A 20,946-nucleotide genomic window follows, 5' to 3' on the forward strand; every position below is an offset into this window, starting at 1 on the left:
TGGTTCAGGAAGACCGATATTAGTGGGATTCTCGTTGAGCAATGCCTGCATTAAGTAGTAAAAAAGTTGCAGAATAGGACAAATATTTCGGTCATTTTTGATGTGAATTTTGGTGTGGAGAATGGCGCCGATTTAGCTTACATTAACTAAGAAAGTTACGTATAATGTCCGACCGAAAAATCCCACTGAAATGGGTAAATAGCAAAATGCAGACCAATCCTGGTCTAGACGTCTGTGAAGACGACACATAGGTAGATAAATGAGCGAAAAGTTACAAAAAGTATTAGCACGTGCTGGTCACGGTTCTCGTCGTGAGATTGAATCGTTAATTAAATCTGGTCGCGTTAGCGTGAACGGTGTAGTCGCTAAGCTTGGTGAAAGACTTGAAGACGAGAGCAGCGTAGTTCGTATCGATGGTCACATTGTCTCTGCAAAGATTCAAGAAGAAGTGATTTGTCGTGTACTTGCGTACTACAAACCTGAGGGTGAACTGTGTACTCGTCACGATCCAGAAGGTCGTCGTACTGTTTTTGATCGTCTGCCAAAAATTCGTGGCTCTCGTTGGATTTCAGTTGGTCGTCTGGATGCGAACACTTCTGGTCTTCTACTTTTCACAACGGATGGTGAACTGGCGAACCGCTTAATGCACCCAAGCCGCCAAGTTGAACGTGAATACCTAGTACGTGTGTTCGGTGAAGTAACTGAACAGAAAGTTCGTAATCTAGTAAAAGGTGTTGAACTGGAAGACGGTTTAGCTCGCTTTGAAGATGTTGTTTACGCGGGTGGTGAAGGCATGAACCACACGTTTTACGTTGTTATCAACGAAGGTCGTAACCGCGAAGTTCGTCGACTATGGGAATCGCAAGAGTGTACCGTTAGTCGTCTGAAACGTGTTCGTTACGGCGACATCTTCTTAGACAAGAAACTGCCTCGTGGCGGTTGGATGGAGCTTGACCTGAAAGAAGTAAACTACTTGCGGGAGCTTGTAGAGCTTCGTCCAGAGAAAGAAACCATGCTTGATCTGAACAAAGACAACACGTCACGCAAACGTGAGCGTGCACGCAGCCAAAAAATTCGTCGCGCAGTTAAGCGCCATGAAGAGCGTGTTAACACGCCAAAAGGTCGCAGCAACAACCCTTCTCGTCGTAAGCCGAAGAAGACTGCTGGTGACCAAGGCGCACGCAACAAGCATCGTTAATCGATAGCAAAACATCAGAAAGGCTTGCCAATTCGGCAAGCCTTTTTCTTATCTGTTACATAACAAAAGGATCTAAAGCCTATATAGAGCAGGGTGCTTTGTATAAACAAATATCTCAGCTAGACGAAAACAACAGATAAAAAAATACCAGCACTAGGCTGGTATCTTTGTTCATGATGAAGAAACGTTAATCGCGTTTCCAAAGCATATGGCAGAACTTATGTTCAGGGTCTCGGCTGATTAGCATACGAGCAAATACGTCATCAAGAACGTCATTTTCCTCATTTACTAGGCCGATACGAACCTCTGCATATACTTCTTTGTCGATCTCGAAGCCAACATGTTCAACCCAGTCATCACCGGTTTCAACAAGTTCTGCGGCACCACGATCTTCAAATTGCGCAGTAAACAGAATCACGTCAGCAGGCTCTAGGTTATCTGGAGCCATCTCAAGGAAAATGTCGTACGCTGCGTCGATGACGTCGTCGTAAGAAATCAAATCAGACATGCTTATGCTCGGCTCATGTATTTACGTTCAGCTGTGTTAATGATAACACGGTCACCAGTTGCAATGTACTCAGGAACCTGGATGACAAGACCTGAAGCGAAGCGTGCTGGCTTAGTGCGAGCAGATGCAGAAGCACCTTTGATTGAAGGGTCAGTTTCTTCAATCACTAGCTCAACAGAAGATGGTAGTTCAATACCCACTGCAGCACCGTTAACAAGGATAATGTGGATACCTTGTGTATCTTCGTTGATGAACAGCATGTCGTCTTCAACTTCATTGTGCTTGAATGTGTATTGTGAGTAGTCTTCGTTATCCATGAAGATGTGCTCATCGCCGTCAGCGTATGAGTACACAACTGCACGTTTGTTCATTTCTACCGTTTCAACAACGTCATCAGACTTGTAACGCTCATCTACACGTGCGCCCGTGTTTAGATCTGTACAACGCATTTTGTAGATTTTAGCGCCGCCACGACCGCCTGGAGTCGTTACTTCGATGTCTTTAACTAGAAGAGTTTTACCATTAGACTCGATTGCGAAGCCTTTTTTGATTTCACTTGCCTTTGGCATTGTATATTCCTATTCATACTTATTAAGCAAAACTCGGTGATTATAGCGCTAAGTTAGCCGCCTAGCATTAAAATTCATTGCAGAAATTTGTTGTTACTCCCATGACTAAACACCTGAATGGACTTGATTCAGTGAGTCGGCTAAGAGAACATATAGTCCAACTTCTTGAACCATCTGAGAACACGTTTTAAGTCATGTCTCTGCCTGTTATCGATCCTAAACAACCATTTCAACCAGAGTTTGCGCCTTTAATTAGGGAAGTCATCGCTTGTCTCAAAGGTGGACTGGGGCAAAACTTACACAGCGTTTATGTATACGGTAGTGTTGCTCGTAAAACAGCGATCGTTGGGAGGTCGAACTTAGACCTGGTTGTCGTTACTCAATCATCCTTTGAGCACAATCGCGCGACTTTGCTCAACACAATTAAGTGGCGTGCGCAGCAGAGTTACCCTCACGTGAATGGTGTATCGGTCCGTACAGCCTTAGTGAGCGAAGTAGCTAATTTAGACAGTATTTTCACTTGGGGTTTTATGCTTAAGCATTGCTGTGTCTGTGTTTATGGTGATGATCTAGCAGACTGTTTTGGTGATTACGTCCCAAGTTGGGAAATTGCTAAGCACTGGAATATGGATGTGGAAGATTGGATTACGGTGTATCGCAAAAAAATCGTACAAGCGAAGACGATAGAAGAGCAGGTGGCCGCCCAGCGCGTGATTGCAAAAAAGTTACTAAGAGCGTCATACTCTTTGGTGATGTATCGAGATAAACGTTGGTTTGATGACCCTATACAATGTGGCAAGGTATTCTTAACTTATCATCCTGAAAAGCAGCTTGAGATCGAGCGGCTAGAAATTTTACTTTCTGGCCGGGGTATTCCCAAGCGTTCTGTTATCGGGCTAATTGATGCGTTTGGTGATTGGTTAGTCAAACAGTACCAGAAAACAGAGTTTCGTATCGGCTAAAACAACCCCATTTGTGGCGCTGAAAGCCTGTCAAAGTCCGTCCCAATGAAAGGGAGAATCGCATCCGCAACGGGTTTGAGTTGTTTATCAATGTAATGTTGATAATCAATCGGGCTATTGAGGTACTCATAAGGTTCAGGGCCGTTCACGGTAATAATGTATTCAATTCGCCCTTTGTTTTGATACTGTAATGGGCGGCCAAGCTTGGCATTTATCTCATCGGCTAAACGAGCTGCACGCACTTGTGGCGGGACGTTCTTCTGATACTCATGCAGTTTTCTTCGCAGTCGCTTTTGATACACCAACTGTTCATCAAATTCACCGTTGTTAGTTTTCTCAACCATCTCTCGGACATAGTCGCTTGGATCTTCACCATGGAAAATCATGCTATAGAGTGTATTTTGAAATTTCTGTGCTAACGAGGTCCAGTCAGTACGGGCACTTTCTAACCCTTTAAATACAATCCGTTCTTGCTCTCCTTCACCGATTAAACCCGCATAGCGCTTTTTCGAGCCAGTTTCTGCGCCACGAATCGTTGGCATAAGGAATCTGCGATAATGGGTTTCATACTCGATTTCCAACATAGATGTTAGGTTGTACTCAGAACGCAGGTGTTCTTGCCACCAAGAGTTGATGTAATCAACTAATTGATTTCCAACAGCGTCAGCTTCTACTTGACTGTATGGTCGATTCAACGACACGAATGTGGAATCCGTATCGCCGTAAATCACTTGATATCCTTGCTCCTCAATCAGCACCTTAGTTTGCTTCATGATTTCATGTCCGCGCATGGTAATACTAGAAGCTAACCGAGTATCAAAGAAACGACATCCCGATGAGCCCAGTACGCCATAAAAGGAGTTCATGATGATTTTGATTGCCTGAGAAAAAGCTTTTTCATTGTTCTTCTTTGCCACATCACGTGCTGCCCAAAGCTTTTCAATCATTTCTGGTAAAAAGTGTTTCGTACGATGGAACTGCCCACCGCGAAAGCCAGGTACAGCCTGATTTTCTTCTTTTCCAATATCGAGCAATAACCCCTCAACTAAACCCATAGGATCAATCAAGAAAGAGCGAATAATCGATGGATATAGACTCTTAAAATCCAATACTAAAACAGAATCATATAGGTTAGGGATGGAGTCCATCACGTAACCGCCGGGGCTGGCAATCCAATTTTCAGGGTGTAGGTTCGGAGCAACGTAGCCTGCTCGGTGTATCTGAGGCATGTATAGGTTTGTGAATGCTGCAACCGAACCGCCGACACGATCCAGTTCGACACCAGTGAGACGAGAGCGCTCTATTGCAAAGTCGAGCAGGTGAGTGTGATTGAAAATCTTATTCACTAACATGCAGTCTTGTAAATTATATTTAGCCAGCGATGGTTTGTCGGAGCGGTACATACGATTGATCTCATCCATGCGGTCATGAACGTTGTGGATTTCTTTCCCTTCCCCTAAGAGTTCTTGAGATACAGACTCTAATGACCAAGACCGAAAGTGATAAGTCGCCGTTTTTAACGTATCGATACCGTCCATTACAACTCGCCCTGGAATGGAGATAAACCCTTGTTGGCTTTGAGATGAACTTCTGAAAAAGCTGGCTTGGTCTGCTCTACCAAGCATTAGCTTCATGTTGTGCCATTCTGCTCGTTTGTGTAGCAGACGAAAGTCAAAATCAATGACGTTCCAACCGACAATGACATCGGGGTCGAATTGTTTAAACCAAACGATGAGTGCTTCTAGAAGCGCTTTTTCATCCTTAACCCACTGTATCGGTGTCTCCGAAGGTTCTGGTTCTCCGATCATGATAACGCGGGAATCCATGACGCTGTCTAATCCGATTGAGTAAAGAATGCCTTTCTCAGAGCATTCTAGATCTAACGAGACAACGTTTAACTTCGGCTCATATTGCCCCGCACGGCATTTTGCGTTCTGGACGCGTTGGTAGCCATTGGTGCAAGTCACATTGCCTGTAAACTCGATACTGCCTTTGATAAAACGTTCCATTAGGTAGCGATCGGCGAGGCGAATATCACTTTCATACGTAGTGATATCTTTTTGAGCGAATGTGTCTTTGAGTGTGAGAGCGTCTCTGGTTACATTGGTATAGCAGGCAGCAAGAGGCGTATGTTCAAACGTTTTGAGATCCAAAAGGCGGATGTCGACGAATATGTTTTTTTCTCGTGCGAGTGTCTTTGCTTGCTCTGAGTGTTTCTGAGCGATGAAAAATACTGGCTTCTCACCATTAATAAGTAACTGAGTAGGACCTGCTTCTGTCGAAAGCCACAGCTCGATTTGAGTTTGACCTTTGATGTCTCGTGCCTGTCGAGTAAGCAGAAAGCCTTGTTGGATATTCAAATGTGAGAAACCTTAGAAAACTTGAAGAACGTTAGTTTAACACTAAGAACTGTAAAAATAACCAGTAAAGAAAGCGTCTCAAATTTTTGCTGGAATTAGTGATTACAAGTTAGTCTTTGGTGCAAGAGGGACAGTGTCATTTTAAGTTATAGCGTGTTTCTCTGGGCAATATGAAACCTAGTTACTTGATTTATTGTACTTAATGTTGTTAATTGTCTTTTCTTAGATTTCGGTTCTGCTCATCACGCTCTAAAATAATAGAGTGGTTTATGAATAAGTTCTTGCTAAAGTTTGCGTTTCAGCACATATTCATAGAAAGCAATTTTTTGTCGATTACGTTAGTATATAGGCAGTCATACTGATATCCACATTTAACAAATAACGGTTATGTGGGTGCAGAACCAATACAAAGTGTGGAGATACAAGTTTGATAAATGTTTTCCTTGTAGATGATCACGAGCTGGTTCGCACAGGGATACGACGTATTATTGAAGACGTCCGTGGAATGAACGTAGCAGGAGAAGCTGACAGCGGTGAAGATGCAGTAAAATGGTGTCGCAGTAATCATGCTGACGTCGTTTTAATGGACATGAACATGCCAGGAATTGGCGGCTTGGAAGCCACTAAAAAAATTCTTCGCGTGAATCCTGATGTGAAAATCATCGTACTTACCGTTCATACAGAAAACCCGTTTCCAACCAAGGTGATGCAGGCAGGTGCGTCTGGTTATTTAACCAAAGGTGCTGGCCCTGACGAAATGGTGAATGCGATTCGTGTAGTTAATAGTGGGCAGCGTTACATCTCGCCAGAGATTGCGCAGCAGATGGCATTGAGTCAATTTTCTCCAGCCTCTGAGAACCCTTTTAAAGACTTATCCGAACGTGAATTGCAGATCATGCTTATGATCACCAAAGGCCAAAAGGTAACGGATATTTCTGAGCAACTTAATTTAAGTCCAAAGACAGTCAACAGCTATCGCTACCGACTCTTTAGTAAATTGGACATTAATGGTGACGTTGAGTTAACTCACTTAGCGATTCGCCACGGAATGCTGGACACCGAGACCCTTTAGCGTGAATCCTCCTTTCGATTCGGCTTCCTTTCTCAAGACAGTAACTCATCAGCCCGGCGTTTACAGAATGTACAACGCCGAAGCTGTTGTAATCTACGTAGGTAAAGCCAAAGACCTTAAAAAGCGCCTTTCAAGCTACTTTCGGAAAAAAGTAGACAGTGAGAAAACTCGCGCGCTTGTCAGTAATATCGCCAAAATAGACGTCACGGTGACTCACACTGAGACAGAAGCGCTGATCTTAGAGCATAACTACATCAAGCAGTATTTGCCGAAATACAATGTGTTGCTGCGAGATGATAAGTCTTACCCTTATATCTTTATTAGCGGTCATAAGCACCCACGGCTTTCTATCCACCGTGGCGCCAAGAAGCGCAAAGGTGAATATTTTGGCCCCTACCCAGATTCTGGTGCAGTAAGAGAAACATTGCATTTGCTGCAAAAGATATTTCCTGTGCGCCAGTGTGAAGACACTGTCTATTCCAACCGAACGCGCCCATGTTTGATGTACCAAATTGGTCGTTGTGCAGGACCATGCGTTAATACCATCATTTCTGATGAAGAATATGCAGAGTTGGTTGGCTTTGTGCGCATGTTTTTGCAAGGCAAAGATCAGCAAGTACTCAAACAACTGATCGAGAAAATGGAAGTTGCCAGTCAGCAATTGCGCTTTGAAGATGCCGCTAAATTTCGCGATCAAATCCAAGCGATTAGGCGTGTTCAAGAGCAGCAGTACGTCTCAGAAGACAGCATGGATGATATGGATGTACTCGGGTTTGCTCAGGAGAATGGTATCGCGTGTATCCATATCCTGATGATACGTCAAGGCAAAGTGCTTGGTAGCCGTAGCCATTTTCCGAAAATCCCACAAAATACAAGCCAGCAGGAAGTGTTCGATAGTTTTCTGACTCAATACTATTTGAGCCATAACGAAGCACGTACAATTCCTTCTCGTATTATTTTGAATCAAGAGTTGGCAGAAGATATTGCGCCAATACAGAAAGCGTTAAGTGAAGTGGCAGGCCGTAAGGTTCATTTTCATACGTCGCCAACTGGCTCTCGAGCAAGGTATCTCAAGCTTTCGAACACGAATGCACTAACGGCGATTACCACCAAAATCAATCACAAAATGACGATTAATCAACGTTTTCATGCGCTTCGCGAAACATTGAATTTGGAGTCTATAGCTCGAATGGAATGTTTTGATATCTCTCATACGATGGGGGAAAGCACGATTGCGTCATGTGTTGTGTTCAACAACGAAGGCCCCGTAAAGCAAGAGTATCGTCGCTACAACATTACTGGGATTACCGGTGGTGATGATTACGCAGCAATGGGACAAGCGTTGGAGCGCCGTTATTCGAAGCAATTGGACGTAGAGAAAATTCCCGACATCATCTTTATCGATGGCGGTAAAGGTCAGTTAAATCGTGCGCATGACATCATTTCGCAGTACTGGGGGGATTGGCCAAAGCGTCCTATCATGATAGGTATTGCAAAAGGCGTTACTCGCAAACCAGGTTTAGAAACGCTGATTACAGTCGATGGGGACGAGTTTCATTTACCAAGCGATGCTCCTGCGCTGCATCTTATCCAACATATTCGTGATGAAAGTCATAACCATGCTATAGCGGGGCACCGTGCTAAGCGAGGTAAAACCAGACGTACGAGTGCACTCGAAGGGATTGAGGGAATCGGCCCTAAACGACGTCAGGCGTTACTCAAGTACATGGGTGGGTTACAAGAACTTAAACGTGCAAGTGTCGAAGAAATCGCCAAAGTACCGGGAATAAGTCACTCTTTAGCAGAAATTATTTTCCAAGCATTGAAACAATAAGGAAAATCGCGCAACATTAAGCCGCAATGTGTAAGAGAATAATAAAATGCGTTTGAATATCCCGAACATTCTGTCTCTTCTTAGACTGTTCCTAATCCCTGTTTTTGTGGTTGTCTTTTATCTACCTTATTCATGGGCACCGTTTGCAGCAGCAATGGTGTTTTGGGTAGCGGGTTTTACTGACTGGCTTGACGGCATGTTGGCCCGTAAACTTGACCAAACTTCTCGTTTTGGCGCGTTTATTGATCCTGTCGCTGATAAAGTGCTAGTGGCAACGGCATTGATTCTAATCACGGAACATTATCATTCAATTTGGGTGACCATTCCTGCGGTAACGATGATTGCGCGAGAAATCATTATCTCAGCATTGCGAGAATGGATGGCTGAAATCGGTAAGCGAGCGAGTGTTGCGGTATCTTGGGTTGGCAAAGTAAAAACTGTTTCGCAAATGTTCGCCTTATGGGTGTTGATATGGCGTTACGATGAATGGATGGTTTGGCTAGGCTTTGCGGCCTTGTATGTGGCAACTTTCTTGACATATTGGTCAATGATTCAATATTTGGCTGCTGCGAAAGACGATCTGTTGAATGAAGAGCACCATTAAATTCTGATGTTAGAAAGCAGGCTTAATAGCCTGCTTTTTTGTATCTAAGACAATCTACAGCATTTTTTGGCTTCTCTCGCTTTTCAATGCTTGCTAACGGCCATGTTTGCAATTTGTATCTGGGGCTTTTGCTTCGATAGAGTTCTATTTGTGATCTAAGTCTTGTTTTTGTCCTTGGAGAGTCTTAGAGAGGCGAGTCTTCTGATTATTAATACTTCAATGCACGCAACGCACGGCCAGCAGTGTAAGGCGTAGCCAAAGTTTTATGATAAACAAGTGTATTTAAGCGATTTTTAGTATTAAAACTAAGCAATCCATCGTCTTTCGCACAAATTCTAGTCAAACGATTTAAAAAAATAAAAATAGTGTTGACTCGATCGCTCGAATCCGTAGAATGCATCCCGTACCCAAGAGAGCACGGCTCAAAAGGGTTGTGAAAAAGCTTAGCTTTATTCACAAATGAGGCGCCTTGGCAGAGTGGCTATGCAGCGGATTGCAAATCCGTGGACCTCGGTTCGACTCCGGGAGGCGCCTCCATTATTCTTTTGAGAGCGAATGGCTTTCGAGAAAAATGCGACACTAGCTCAGTTGGTAGAGCGCAACCTTGCCAAGGTTGAGGTCACGAGTTCGAACCTCGTGTGTCGCTCCAAATTTTATTGATATGGCATTTAGCGGTATCAGATGGTGTTTTACTTTTCTGTAAAGGCATCACAAAGAATATTTGTGTGCCCTGGTGGTGGAATTGGTAGACACAAGGGATTTAAAATCCCTCGACGTTCGCGTTGTGCCGGTTCAAGTCCGGCCCGGGGCACCATCTCATATTAAATGCGACACTAGCTCAGTTGGTAGAGCGCAACCTTGCCAAGGTTGAGGTCACGAGTTCGAACCTCGTGTGTCGCTCCAGATTTAAGGCCTAACATGAAAATGTTAGGCCTTTTTCGTATTTTTTGAAAATCTCAAACTTCTTTTCTGTCACAGACTTCGTTAAGTAACGAACCCTTTGTCTCATTGACTCAAGTGATTGTTCATTCTGCCATTGCAAAACACCTTAGCTATTCCTACTAGTCTATGTTTAAACCATCACTTGTGGAGAATAACCACTCTTGATCCAGGCAAAGCTGTGACGAGAATGCTATCTTTTTAAATGTTCCGGATATAGAAAGGAATGTTTTACGATTAAGCAGCACAACCTTAAACCTCTGTTGGATGAGGTGATGATATCTCAAGAATATTTGTTTAAATAACAGCTGTTTGAGAGAAGCAGAAAAGCATAGCTCACGACTATGAGCACGACAGTTGCGATGGGGTATGTTTTGTTGTGATTTACATCACTGTTACTAATATGAAAAATCGTTGCCAGAAGATTTTATTTTGTGATAAATTCGCGCGCAATCTCGGAGCGTAATTAACAACGTTTGATCTCTGGGGGATACGCGTAGTGACCATTCAAGCTGATTGTGACACTGCGTAGGGTAGGTATCGGCAAAGCCTTTTGTCGATAGACGGGATACTAATGCTGTAAACGCGGCATATTAATGGGAAACCCAACATTGAAACCTTTGAATAAACACACACTAATCAGCTTCATACTGCCGAAATGTCCTGTTTTACAAAACGGGTGCATTACAGAACCTTGATTAATCCCTTTTACATATAAAGTCGCGAGTATCGTGGCGGATGATCTGTATTTGTCATTTATGCACTGACAAATGCGGAGGGGTATTCACACCTCCTGTAATTTCATTCTAATGATTATTAATACAGGATACAGAATTATTATAATTCAAGGGATTATGTAGTATGAGCACTGCCTTTGAAGTCGATAGCAATATCGCAAACATTTTTTCGTCTCAGGTTCCTATCGTTGAGGGAACGTATGACTTAACGCCAGATCAAGTATTGATTGATCAGGCTGAGCATGAATCTGAAGTACGTTCTTATCCACGTCGTTTGCCGATCGCAATTAAACAAGCCTTTGGGTGCTTGGTTGAAGATACGCGTGGACAGATCTTTCTAGACTGCCTTGCGGGGGCTGGCACTCTAGCTTTGGGGTATAACCATCCTGAAATAAACCAAGCTCTGAAAGAGCAATTAGATTCAGGACTGCCATATCAGACGCTAGATATTGCAACATCAGCAAAAACGACGTTTATTCAATCTGTTAAGTCTTTTCTTCCTCAAGAGTTAAGCGAGAACAGCGTTATCCAATTTTGCGGCCCGTCTGGAGCTGATGCGGTTGAAGCTGCTATCAAGCTCGCGAAACAGACTACCGGTCGCAACACTATGTTTGCCTTCCGTGGCGCATACCATGGTATGACTAATGGTACGATGGGGATGATGGGTAACTTAGGCACCAAAGCTCGTCGAACTGGTTTGATGTCGGATGTGCACTTTATGCCTTTCCCATACAACCTGCGTTGTCCTTTTGGGCTTGGCGGTGATGAAGGTGCGAAAGCAAGTATTCGCTATATCGATCGTCTTTTAAACGATGATGAGTCAGGCATTATGAAGCCTGCCGCGATTATCGTGGAGCCAGTGCAAGGTGAGGGTGGTGTTGCTCCTGCGCCAGCATTCTGGCTACGAGAGTTACGTCGTATTTGTGATGAACACGGTATCTTACTGATCTTCGATGAGATCCAGTGTGGTATTGGTAAAACTGGCTACAATTTCGCGTTCGAAGAGTCGGGCATTGTTCCAGATATTCTGTGTTTATCAAAAGCAATTGGTGGTGGCTTACCAATGTCGCTATTGGTTATCAACAAGCAACATGATACATGGAAGCCGGGCGAGCACACAGGTACATTTCGTGGTAACCAGCTAGCTATGGTCTCTGGTGCGAAAGCATTAGAAATTATCCAGCGTGATAACCTTGTTGAGCATGCCAATATTGCGGGTCAGTACCTGCGTTACGGCCTTGAGAGTATTCAAAAGCGTGTAAACTGTATCGCAGAGGTTCGTGGCAAAGGTTTGATGCTAGGCGTGGAGATTAAAAATCCAGACGGTGAGCTCAATAAATTTGGTGAACCTCAAGCGGATAGTGAACTCACACTTTCTATTCAACGCGCAGCACTCGAGCGTGGCTTGATCGTTGAAAAAGGTGGACGCGAAGGCGCAGTAATTCGTTTCCTTCCTCCTCTTATCATCTCGTTTGAGCAAATCGACTTTGCTTTACGTGTATTTGAAGACGCGATTTTAGCCGCTGGCGGTAGTCACATCGAAACTCAGCCACAAGATGAATGGAAGAAGCATTTCATCCACACTGGAGAGATGGGCAGCAATGAATTTGCTTCGGTGATGAATCACACTACTACGGCAATGAAGTCAGTGTTTGAACAAGTGACTGCACCGTATTCAGGTATGGATCCAAAAGCATTGGAAGCAGCGATTCACGACGTTGATCTTGATAATGGAAATGCGCCTCTTAAAACCGTTATCGACGATGCTGCTGAGCTGGTCGCGAAAAACGCAATTTTTACTCAACATCCAGATTGTATTGCTCACCTACATACTCCACCGTTGATGCCAGCGATTGCGGCAGAGGCAATGATTGCGGCTTTGAACCAGTCGATGGACTCATGGGATCAAGCTTCATCAGCGACTTATGTTGAACAGAAAGTTGTGAACTGGCTATGCGATAAATATGAGTTAGGTGAAAAAGCGGACGGTATCTTCACGAGCGGCGGCACGCAAAGTAACCAAATGGGTTTGATGCTTGCGCGAGATTGGATTGTTGACAAACTCAGTGCACACTCAATTCAAAAGCTTGGCCTTCCTGAATACGCAGACAAGCTACGTATTGTATGTTCGAAAAAATCCCACTTCACGGTTCAAAAATCAGCGTCTTGGATGGGATTGGGTGAAAAAGCGGTCATGACCGTCGATGCTAATGCCGATGGAACGATGGATGTCACTAAATTAGACGAAGTTCTCAATCAGGCCAAAGCAGAAGGTTTGATCCCATTTGCCATTGTTGGTACAGCGGGTACAACGGACCACGGTGCTATTGATGACTTAGACTTTATCGCCGATATGGCAGCGAGACATGACATGTGGATGCACGTCGACGGTGCATACGGTGGAGCTCTGATTCTAAGTAGCCAAAAAGCGCGTCTGAAAGGTTGTGAGCGTGCACATTCCATCAGCGTAGACTTCCATAAGCTGTTTTACCAAACCATCAGTTGTGGTGCGCTATTGGTAAATGACAAGTCTAACTTTAAATTCCTGCTTCACCATGCAGACTATTTGAACCGCGAACACGACGAACTACCGAACTTGGTGGATAAGTCTATTGCGACAACTAAGCGTTTTGATGCGCTCAAAGTGTTTATGACGATGCAAAGCGTAGGGCCAAAAGCCCTAGGCGATATGTATGATCATTTGCTTGAACAGACGCTTGAAGTGGCGGACATGATTCGAGATAACAAACACTTTGAGTTGTTGGCTGAACCATCACTATCTACGGTTCTGTTCCGCGCGACACATGAATCAGCGGATCTTGATGAACTGAACAAAACGTTGCGCTTAGAAGCGTTAACACGCGGTATCGCGGTATTGGGTGAAACCATTGTCGACGATAAAACTGCATTGAAATTTACGATTTTGAACCCGTGTCTGACGACGGCGGACTTTGAATCTTTGCTCTCAAAAATCAATACGCTAGCGGCAGAGCTAGTTTAACAAAGGTAACGGAAAACTATGGCAATTCTACAGATTGGTGCAGGCGGCGTTGGCTGGGTAGTTGCACATAAAGCAGCACAAAACAACGACGTTCTGGGTGATATCACAATCGCATCACGTACCGTAGGTAAGTGTGAGAAAATCATCGAATCGATTCAGAAGAAAAACAATCTGAAAGATTCAACTAAGAAATTAGAAGCGCGAGCGGTAAACGCGGACGACGTAGATTCTTTAGTTGCTTTAATTAAAGAAGTACAACCTGACTTAGTGATCAACGCAGGTCCTCCTTGGGTGAACATGTCTATTATGGAAGCATGTTACCAAGCTAAAGTGTCATACCTTGATACATCTGTTGCGGTTGACTTGTGCTCTGAAGGCCAACAAGTACCTCAAGCTTACGATTGGCAGTGGGGCTACCGTGAGAAGTTTGAAGAAGCGGGCATTACAGGTATTCTTGGTGCTGGTTTCGATCCGGGCGTAGTATCGGTGTTTGCCGCATACGCAGTGAAGCATCTGTTCGATGAAATCGATACTATCGACGTAATGGATGTAAACGCAGGCGACCACGGTAAGAAGTTCGCAACTAACTTTGATCCAGAAACGAACATGCTTGAGATTCAAGGCGATTCGTTCTACTGGGAAAACGGCGAGTGGAAACAAGTACCTTGTCACTCACGTATGCTTGAGTTCGAATTCCCGAATTGTGGCTCACACAAAGTGTACTCAATGGCGCACGACGAAGTTCGATCTATGCAAGAGTTCATCCCGGCGAAACGCATCGAATTCTGGATGGGCTTTGGTGACCGTTACCTAAACTACTTCAATGTGATGCGCGATATCGGTCTACTCAGCCCAGATCCACTAACGCTTCACGACGGTACGGTTGTTCAACCTTTGCACGTGCTAAAAGCACTACTACCAGATCCAACATCTCTCGCACCAGGCTACACTGGCCTAACGTGTATCGGTACTTGGGTTCAAGGTAAGAAAGATGGTAAAGAGCGCAGTGTATTTATTTACAACAACGCTGATCACGAAGTCGCATACGAAGATGTTGAACACCAAGCTATCTCATACACCACTGGCGTACCTGCGATCACTGCTGCTTTGCAGTTCTTCCGTGGCAAATGGGCAGACAAAGGCGTGTTCAACATGGAACAACTAGATCCAGACCCATTCCTAGAAACCATGCCATCTATTGGTCTAGATTGGCATGTTCAAGAACTGGAGCCAGGACAACCTGTTATCCATAAATTGAAGTAAGAATTTAGCGACTCTTATTTGTACGTTTAAGCCGATGCACTTGCGTCGGCTTTGTTCGATTTTATAGTGTCTTTGCTAAGGCGAAGGGACGTAAGGTATCAAAATGCAACAAAACGAACTAAAAACGCCATACTTCATGATCAATGAAGACAAGCTGATTGAGAATCTAGAGAAAGCAAAACAGCTAAAAGACATCTCTGGTGTGAAGCTTGTATTAGCACTGAAGTGCTTCTCAACATGGGGTGTATTCGACATCATCAAGCCTTACCTAGACGGAACAACAAGTTCTGGCCCGTTTGAAGTGAAGCTTGGCTACGAAACGTTCGGTGGTGAGACACACGCATACAGTGTGGGTTACAGCGAAGATGACGTTCGCGATGTGGCGGACATCTGTGACAAGATGATCTTTAACTCTCAGTCACAGCTAGTGGCTTATCGTCATATTGTCGAAGGTAAAGCATCGATTGGCTTGCGCCTAAACCCAGGTGTGAGCTATGCAGGGCAAGACTTAGCAAACCCAGCGCGTCAATTCTCTCGTCTTGGGGTTCAGGCTGATCACATCAAACCGGAAATTTTTGATGGTATTGATGGCGTAATGTTCCACATGAACTGTGAGAACAAAGACGTGGATGCGTTTATCGGCTTACTCGATGCTATTTCAGCTCAGTTTGGCGAGTACCTAGATAAGCTGGACTGGGTAAGCATGGGTGGCGGCGTGTTCTTCACATGGCCGGGGTACGATATCGAGAAGTTGGGGTTAGCACTTAAAGCGTTCTCAGAGAAACACGGCGTACAAATGTATTTAGAGCCGGGTGAAGCGATAATTACTAAGACCACTGATCTCGTTGTAACAGTGGTTGATATTGTAGAGAACGTAAAGAAGACGGCGATTGTCGATTCGGCCACAGAAGCTCACCGCTTAGATACGTTGATCTACAATGAGCCAGCGTCAATCCTTGAAGCATCTGAAAATGGTGAACATGAGTATGTGATCGGCTCGTGCTCTTGTTTGGCTGGTGACCAGTTCTGCGTGGCGAACTTCGAACAGCCTCTAGAGATAGGACAGCGTCTGCATATTCTAGATAGTGCCGGTTACACCATGGTGAAACTAAACTGGTTTAACGGTCTACGTATGCCGTCGGTCTACTGTGAACGCTCGAATGGTGACATTCAAAAACTGAATGAATTTGACTACTCTGATTTCAAACGTTCACTGTCTCAGTGGTCAGTGAAATAAAACGTATTGAGTATTAGAACGACAAAGAGCAGCTGAATTGCTGCTCTTTTTATTGGGGAAGCGTTAAAGGTATGCAGTTAGCTTTCTACAATTACACGAGTGTCTTCACTCAGAGATTCTAACTCATTGGCTATGTCTTCAATTTCTAGCTCGCTAGGTAGTTTTATCGCCATTTTAGCGCTGAATAAGCTAGAGCTTACCCCTCCGCCTCCAGCAATGAATACACGCTGACAATCCATATCTAAAATTGAGATACCTTGATTATCGAGAACGTGAGTAATTTCATTCACAATACCCGCTCTATCGTTGGCATCTAAACGAAGTTGGAAGATAGTGTCTTCACGATATGAGTGAGGCTCAGAGTCGACGAACCTAACAACAAGAGTCTGACAAGAAGAGAACGCCTGTTTAACGATGTCGGCATTTTCTCTTGGAAGCTCCACTTTGATGACACCTGCAACTTGGTCTTCGATAAAGTTTACTTTGCTGATCAGCCATTTCCCGCCGTTTTCGTGTGTGATTGCAGCGAGCTCTTTAATCGTGGCGGGTGACGCTTGTCCGACAAAATTAACAATAAATACGGTGTTCATAATGTCCCCTCCTAGAATCAAGGTTTGGACGCAGTACGAATAAACGTGCTACTTAAGTTATTGGAATAAATCCTTTTATTTAGTGTAGGTGCTAAGGGCAGGTAATGTTTGATGAAAGTCAATTTTTAACACTAATTCGTGATGGAAATAATTAAAACAATGTTCAGAGCACAAAAAAGCAGCCATCGTAAGGCTGCTTTTTACCGAGTATCAACTTAGGATTAGAAGGTTACTTTTAACTCGACACCAAAAAATTGACTGTCGTAGTTTGCGCCTGCGTCCATGGCGAATTTTGCAACATCTTGGTTTCCAAACCAAGGTGATGAATTGAATTGTAGTTCTGCACTACCGCCCCATGCATCAGTTACCCAATAATGAATATGTCCAACAGGGTTTAAGAAGAAGAGCGAAACATCACCTGCGGTTTCAGAGCCCATAACTTCGCCGCCGTTTGCAATAATGTCTTGCTCAGCCGTTAACATCATTTCACCAACAACAGCACCAAAGAATGGTGTGATAAAAATATCCTGCCAAGATGGTACTTCTGCGAACGCCTCCACGCCATACTCCCAAAAGAACGTCGACATAGTTGCGGAGTACAAAAACGACTGAAATTCATTATAGCCAGCGTGACGTGCTGCCGTGTAGTAAACGCCGCCAAAATATGGGTGCATGATGTAGTTGAGGACATGTTCATCGCGATCCCAAACGGGGCCGTCAGAGACATTATCTTTCCACTTTTGCCCCAACTTACTCATGTCTCGGTCTTCTTCGTCCCATTTGGTGATACTTTCTGGAAGAAAAGTCATCATGCCTACGGTCGCGATACTGAGACCTAGAATGGTGTAGGTTTGACCCATCAGGTAATCCCAGTCTTTATCTTGAGGGATGATGAGATGTTTAGGCTGAAGCCCTGCGTCAAGGTTTAGCGAATCATCATTATTCTGTTCATACATAACACCGCGATTTTGAGCCTCGAAGGTGTACAGAGTCGTCGTTTCGCAGTAACCTGACAAGCAATCAGGTGTGTAAGAAAACTCTGTATGACGGCTTAGGTCATAGTGACTTGCGTGCGCAAGCGCTGACGAAGCCAAGCAAAGGCCTGTTAGAGTCGTCTTGAACATGGATGATTTTGACACAAAGGTCTCCGAGTTAATGGTGTATGTTCGGGCTCGTAATTATCCCTCAAAACATCAATCATTTAAACACTTGACCCTTATTTAGTCCCAACAAACCTCGGCGAGATTTGTCCAAATAAAAAGAAAAATAAGCGCTATAACGAAAATAGGATTGTGCTTACGTTCAGGAGTCAGTTGTGAAAATAGCAATGCTTAGTACTGGTGAGGAAGTCCTCCACGGTGATATTGTTGATACTAATGCGGCATGGTTGTCTAGCCTGTTTTATCAACATGGATTTGGCTTAACAAAGCGCTCAACGGTTGGTGATAGCCTATCGAGTTTGGTTGAAGAGTTTTTAATGCTCAGCTTTAACAACGATGTGGTTATTGTTAATGGTGGTTTAGGCCCTACAACGGATGACATGAGTGCTGCCGCCGCCGCGAGAGCCGCCGATTGTAAACTGGTGCTATTCAAAGAGTGGTTGCAGCATCTAGAAAGTTTGTATGCTCGACGTGGCATCCCTATGCCGGACAGTAATTTAAAGCAAGCAATGCTGCCAGAAACGGCAGAGATATTGGACAACCCGATAGGCACTGCTTGCGGTTTCAAAATGCTGATTAATGATGCCATTTTTTATTTCACACCGGGTGTACCAAGTGAATTTAAGCTCATGGCAGAGACGCAAATTCTTCCCGATCTGAGAAGAGTGTTTCCAGATGTTCAAGGCTCATGTTGTAGTCGAATCTACACGTTTGGTCTATCTGAATCCGGTATTTCAGATAAGCTAGATCAGCTAAAACTTCCTCAAGGCTATGAGCTAGGGTATCGCTCTTACTTGCCTTTTATTGAAGTGAAACTTTTTGGTCCTTCAGATCAGATTGAACAGCGTTTGAAACTCGTACAGATAATTAATAAACACCTTGAGAGTAATACCGTTAGTATTGACTTACCTATGGTTGAAAATGTCGGCCAGTTGTTGGTCGATAAAGGACTAACGGTGTCGACCTCCGAAAAAAGTAGCGGAGGATACTTAACGTACTGGCTAAACGGCGATGAAAACGCTGAAAAGCAACTAGGGCATGGTTGGATACTACCGAGCCTGACTCAAGCGATGGCCAACAGCGGAGATCCATTAGCAGAGACGTTTGCTCTGGCTGGCGCTACGCGAGAGAAGTGTGGGACGGATTTATCACTCGTTACTGGCCATATTGAAGAGGGCGTTTTTTCCGTCGCTTTATCGACACCGTCAGGCGAGTGGGGAGCGTTATATAAACTCTCGAAAAAGTATCAGCGCAGTGATCAAGTTAAAGTGATCAGCACGGCAGCACTAGACTTGTTGCGTCGCTACCTAGAACGTAAACCGATGTTTGCGCATTATGCATTTTTAGAGAAAGTTAAAGAGATGCACCTCCCGAGCAGTGCTTTATAACCAAAGCTCTATACAGTAGTCTGAGAGACAAAAAACAGAGACAAAAAAGCCAAGGTGATTACCTTGGCTTTTGCATTTTATACCGTCGAGTCAACATTATGCGCGCTGCTTTTCTTTCATCGCGTAGTTAACGCCGCTAAGTGACAAATCTGATTTTGCTTTACAGATACAAGGTAATATTTCATCACTTTGTGTGTAAGCCATGGCAAAACCAACATACTCCACTTCACCAGACTCCAATTTGCAGCGACAGGCGCCGCAGTGCCCATCACGGCAGTTGTATTCTGGTAATAGGCCAGCTTGCTCCATTGTTTCCAAAATCGTATTGGAAGGGTTGGATTCAATGCTGATCAGTTTGTTGATTTTGAGTGTTGCCATTACAGCTCGAATCCTTCGAAGTCATCTGCGCGAACTTCATTGTCAATTTGACCCACAAGGTAAGAAGAGATTTCTGCTTCTTGAGGCGCAACTTGAACGTTATCTGAAGACAACCAAGCGTTAATCCATGGAATTGGGTTAGTTGTTGCTTCTGGATACGCTGCTGGTAGACCTACCGCTTGCATACGAATATTTGTGATGTATTCAACGTATTGGCTTAGGATGTCTTTGTTTAGACCGATCATAGAGCCATCTTTGAATAGATACTCTGCCCACTCTTTTTCTTGCTCAGCCGCTTCTTTGAATAGGTCAAAACAGTCCTGTTTTGCCTCTTCTGCGATTTGCATGAAAGTGAAGTCATCTTGACCGTTACGTAGCAGGTTGATCATGTGCTGCGTGCCGTTTAAGTGAAGTGCTTCGTCACGAGCGATCAGCTTGATGATTTTCGCGTTACCTTCCATTAGTTCGCGTTCTGCGAAAGCGAAAGAACATGCGAAACTGACGTAAAAACGAATAGCTTCTAATGCGTTAACAGACATCAAACAGATGTACAGCTTCTTCTTAAGATCGTACAGACTAACCTTAACCGTTTCACCGTTAAGGACATGCTCACCTTCACCGTAGCGATGGTAATCATTCGTCGCTTGAATCAAATCGTCGTAGTAGTGCGCGATGTCTTTTGCACGCTTCAGAATGTGCTCGTTCTCAACGATATCATCAAACACCACCGCAGGGTCGTTCACGATGTTACGAATAATGTGTGTGTAAGAACGAGAGTGAATCGTTTCAGAGAAAGACCAAGTCTCAATCCAAGTCTCTAGTTCTGGCAGAGACACAAGCGGCAGCAGTGCCACGTTAGGGCTGCGGCCTTGGATAGAGTCAAGAAGCGTTTGGTACTTCAAGTTAGAGATGAAGATGTGCTTCTCGTGATCTGGCAGTTTGTTGTAATCGATACGGTCGCTAGATACGTCTACTTCTTCTGGACGCCAGAAGAAAGAAAGTTGCTTCTCGATAAGTTTTTCGAAAATCTCAAACTTTTGTTGGTCGTAACGTGCAACGTTTACTGATTGACCTAGGAACATTGGTTCCTTCAATTGGTCATTCTTTTTTTGGTTAAAAGTACTGTAAGCCATAATGCCTCAATTC

General features: G+C 44.2%; 16 protein-coding genes and 4 tRNA genes. 13 read left to right on the forward strand and 7 right to left on the reverse strand.

All coding sequences use genetic code 11. The features are described from left to right. Positions 1–259 precede the first annotated feature (259 nt). Positions 260–1,198, forward strand: coding sequence for a 23S rRNA pseudouridine(2605) synthase RluB (gene rluB, locus R7190_RS15040; RefSeq protein WP_005376798.1), 939 nt, complete (start codon positions 260–262; stop codon positions 1,196–1,198). Positions 1,199–1,385: 187 nt separating this feature from the next. On the opposite strand, the gene R7190_RS15045 is transcribed toward rluB, so the two are convergent. Together R7190_RS15045 and yeiP are read right to left on the reverse strand one after the other, a co-directional pair. Further along, positions 1,386–1,706 (reverse strand): HI1450 family dsDNA-mimic protein, encoded by a 321-nt coding sequence (locus R7190_RS15045; protein WP_005376800.1) that lies wholly within the window; start codon positions 1,704–1,706, stop codon positions 1,386–1,388. Between the two features lie 2 nt (positions 1,707–1,708). Beyond that, positions 1,709–2,275: an elongation factor P-like protein YeiP gene (yeiP, locus tag R7190_RS15050; RefSeq protein WP_005376801.1), complete on the reverse strand. Its 567-nt coding sequence runs from the start codon at positions 2,273–2,275 to the stop codon at positions 1,709–1,711. 194 nt (positions 2,276–2,469) lie between these two features. Between yeiP and R7190_RS15055 the strand changes: the two genes are divergently transcribed. Then, positions 2,470–3,237 carry a nucleotidyltransferase gene (locus tag R7190_RS15055; protein WP_053306582.1) on the forward strand — a complete coding sequence of 256 codons (768 nt, stop codon included), beginning with the start codon at positions 2,470–2,472 and terminating at the stop codon, positions 3,235–3,237. Here the strand turns inward: R7190_RS15055 and R7190_RS15060 are convergent. Then, positions 3,234–5,597 (reverse strand): DNA polymerase II, encoded by a 2,364-nt coding sequence (locus R7190_RS15060; protein WP_053306581.1) that lies wholly within the window; start codon positions 5,595–5,597, stop codon positions 3,234–3,236. The two genes, R7190_RS15055 and R7190_RS15060, sit on opposite strands and share 4 nt — an antisense overlap. 427 nt (positions 5,598–6,024) lie before the next feature. Here R7190_RS15060 and uvrY point away from each other — a divergent pair, with 427 nt between their 5' ends. From uvrY to nspC, 10 genes are all read left to right on the forward strand, one after another. Beyond that, positions 6,025–6,669, forward strand: coding sequence for a UvrY/SirA/GacA family response regulator transcription factor (gene uvrY / locus R7190_RS15065; protein WP_005386783.1), 645 nt, complete (start codon positions 6,025–6,027; stop codon positions 6,667–6,669). Between the two features lies 1 nt (position 6,670). Next, positions 6,671–8,503, forward strand: a complete 1,833-nt coding sequence (gene uvrC, locus R7190_RS15070) for an excinuclease ABC subunit UvrC (RefSeq protein ID WP_017820475.1) — start codon at positions 6,671–6,673, stop codon at positions 8,501–8,503. 46 nt (positions 8,504–8,549) lie between these two features. Next, entirely contained in the window at positions 8,550–9,107 is a 558-nt protein-coding gene (pgsA, locus tag R7190_RS15075) for a CDP-diacylglycerol--glycerol-3-phosphate 3-phosphatidyltransferase (protein WP_186584859.1), read from the forward strand. Positions 9,108–9,570: 463 nt separating this feature from the next. Next, a tRNA-Cys gene (locus R7190_RS15080) sits at positions 9,571–9,644 on the forward strand. Between the two features lie 36 nt (positions 9,645–9,680). Next, positions 9,681–9,756: transfer RNA gene (locus R7190_RS15085), tRNA-Gly, on the forward strand. A 78-nt stretch (positions 9,757–9,834) separates the two neighbouring features. Further along, positions 9,835–9,921: transfer RNA gene (locus R7190_RS15090), tRNA-Leu, on the forward strand. 13 nt (positions 9,922–9,934) lie between these two features. After that, positions 9,935–10,010: transfer RNA gene (locus R7190_RS15095), tRNA-Gly, on the forward strand. A gap of 897 nt (positions 10,011–10,907) precedes the next feature. Then, the gene (locus R7190_RS15100; protein ID WP_318137572.1) at positions 10,908–13,784 is read left to right on the forward strand and encodes a pyridoxal phosphate-dependent class III aminotransferase; all 2,877 of its coding nucleotides are present in this window, start codon (positions 10,908–10,910) and stop codon (positions 13,782–13,784) included. Positions 13,785–13,802: 18 nt separating this feature from the next. Further along, entirely contained in the window at positions 13,803–15,047 is a 1,245-nt protein-coding gene (locus R7190_RS15105) for a carboxynorspermidine synthase (protein ID WP_012841628.1), read from the forward strand. 103 nt (positions 15,048–15,150) lie between these two features. Next, positions 15,151–16,284 carry a carboxynorspermidine decarboxylase gene (nspC, locus tag R7190_RS15110; protein ID WP_262602558.1) on the forward strand — a complete coding sequence of 378 codons (1,134 nt, stop codon included), beginning with the start codon at positions 15,151–15,153 and terminating at the stop codon, positions 16,282–16,284. 77 nt (positions 16,285–16,361) lie between these two features. Here nspC and R7190_RS15115 read toward each other — a convergent pair whose 3' ends face one another. Together R7190_RS15115 and R7190_RS15120 are read right to left on the reverse strand one after the other, a co-directional pair. Next, entirely contained in the window at positions 16,362–16,874 is a 513-nt protein-coding gene (locus R7190_RS15115; protein WP_005376814.1) for a glycine cleavage system protein R, read from the reverse strand. Positions 16,875–17,095: 221 nt separating this feature from the next. After that, complete coding sequence (locus R7190_RS15120; RefSeq protein WP_206949302.1) at positions 17,096–17,998, reverse strand: DUF3943 domain-containing protein; 903 nt, start codon at positions 17,996–17,998, stop codon at positions 17,096–17,098. A gap of 191 nt (positions 17,999–18,189) precedes the next feature. Between R7190_RS15120 and R7190_RS15125 the strand changes: the two genes are divergently transcribed. Next, a complete protein-coding gene (locus tag R7190_RS15125; protein WP_115386155.1) occupies positions 18,190–19,422 on the forward strand; it encodes a CinA family nicotinamide mononucleotide deamidase-related protein in 1,233 nt (410 codons plus the stop codon). Between the two features lie 96 nt (positions 19,423–19,518). Here the strand turns inward: R7190_RS15125 and yfaE are convergent, their stop codons facing one another. Both yfaE and nrdB read right to left on the reverse strand, forming a co-directional pair. Further along, positions 19,519–19,800, reverse strand: coding sequence for a class I ribonucleotide reductase maintenance protein YfaE (gene yfaE / locus R7190_RS15130; protein ID WP_005376817.1), 282 nt, complete (start codon positions 19,798–19,800; stop codon positions 19,519–19,521). Next, a complete protein-coding gene (nrdB, locus tag R7190_RS15135; RefSeq protein ID WP_005376818.1) occupies positions 19,800–20,933 on the reverse strand; it encodes a class Ia ribonucleoside-diphosphate reductase subunit beta in 1,134 nt (377 codons plus the stop codon). Before nrdB ends, yfaE begins: the two co-directional genes overlap by 1 nt. Between the last annotated feature and the right edge of the window lie 13 nt (positions 20,934–20,946).

The sequence above is a fragment of the Vibrio sp. 1078-1 genome (assembly GCF_033340475.1).

Coding starts and splice junctions, on each gene's coding strand:
- rluB (WP_005376798.1), top strand. CDS start 260: ATGAGCGAAAAGTTACAAAAAGTATTAGCACGTGCTGGTCACGGTTCT.
- R7190_RS15045 (WP_005376800.1), bottom strand. CDS start 1,706: ATGTCTGATTTGATTTCTTACGACGACGTCATCGACGCAGCGTACGAC.
- yeiP (WP_005376801.1), bottom strand. CDS start 2,275: ATGCCAAAGGCAAGTGAAATCAAAAAAGGCTTCGCAATCGAGTCTAAT.
- R7190_RS15055 (WP_053306582.1), top strand. CDS start 2,470: ATGTCTCTGCCTGTTATCGATCCTAAACAACCATTTCAACCAGAGTTT.
- pgsA (WP_186584859.1), top strand. CDS start 8,550: ATGCGTTTGAATATCCCGAACATTCTGTCTCTTCTTAGACTGTTCCTA.
- R7190_RS15100 (WP_318137572.1), top strand. CDS start 10,908: ATGAGCACTGCCTTTGAAGTCGATAGCAATATCGCAAACATTTTTTCG.
- R7190_RS15105 (WP_012841628.1), top strand. CDS start 13,803: ATGGCAATTCTACAGATTGGTGCAGGCGGCGTTGGCTGGGTAGTTGCA.
- nspC (WP_262602558.1), top strand. CDS start 15,151: ATGCAACAAAACGAACTAAAAACGCCATACTTCATGATCAATGAAGAC.
- R7190_RS15115 (WP_005376814.1), bottom strand. CDS start 16,874: ATGAACACCGTATTTATTGTTAATTTTGTCGGACAAGCGTCACCCGCC.
- R7190_RS15120 (WP_206949302.1), bottom strand. CDS start 17,998: ATGTTCAAGACGACTCTAACAGGCCTTTGCTTGGCTTCGTCAGCGCTT.
- yfaE (WP_005376817.1), bottom strand. CDS start 19,800: ATGGCAACACTCAAAATCAACAAACTGATCAGCATTGAATCCAACCCT.
- nrdB (WP_005376818.1), bottom strand. CDS start 20,933: ATGGCTTACAGTACTTTTAACCAAAAAAAGAATGACCAATTGAAGGAA.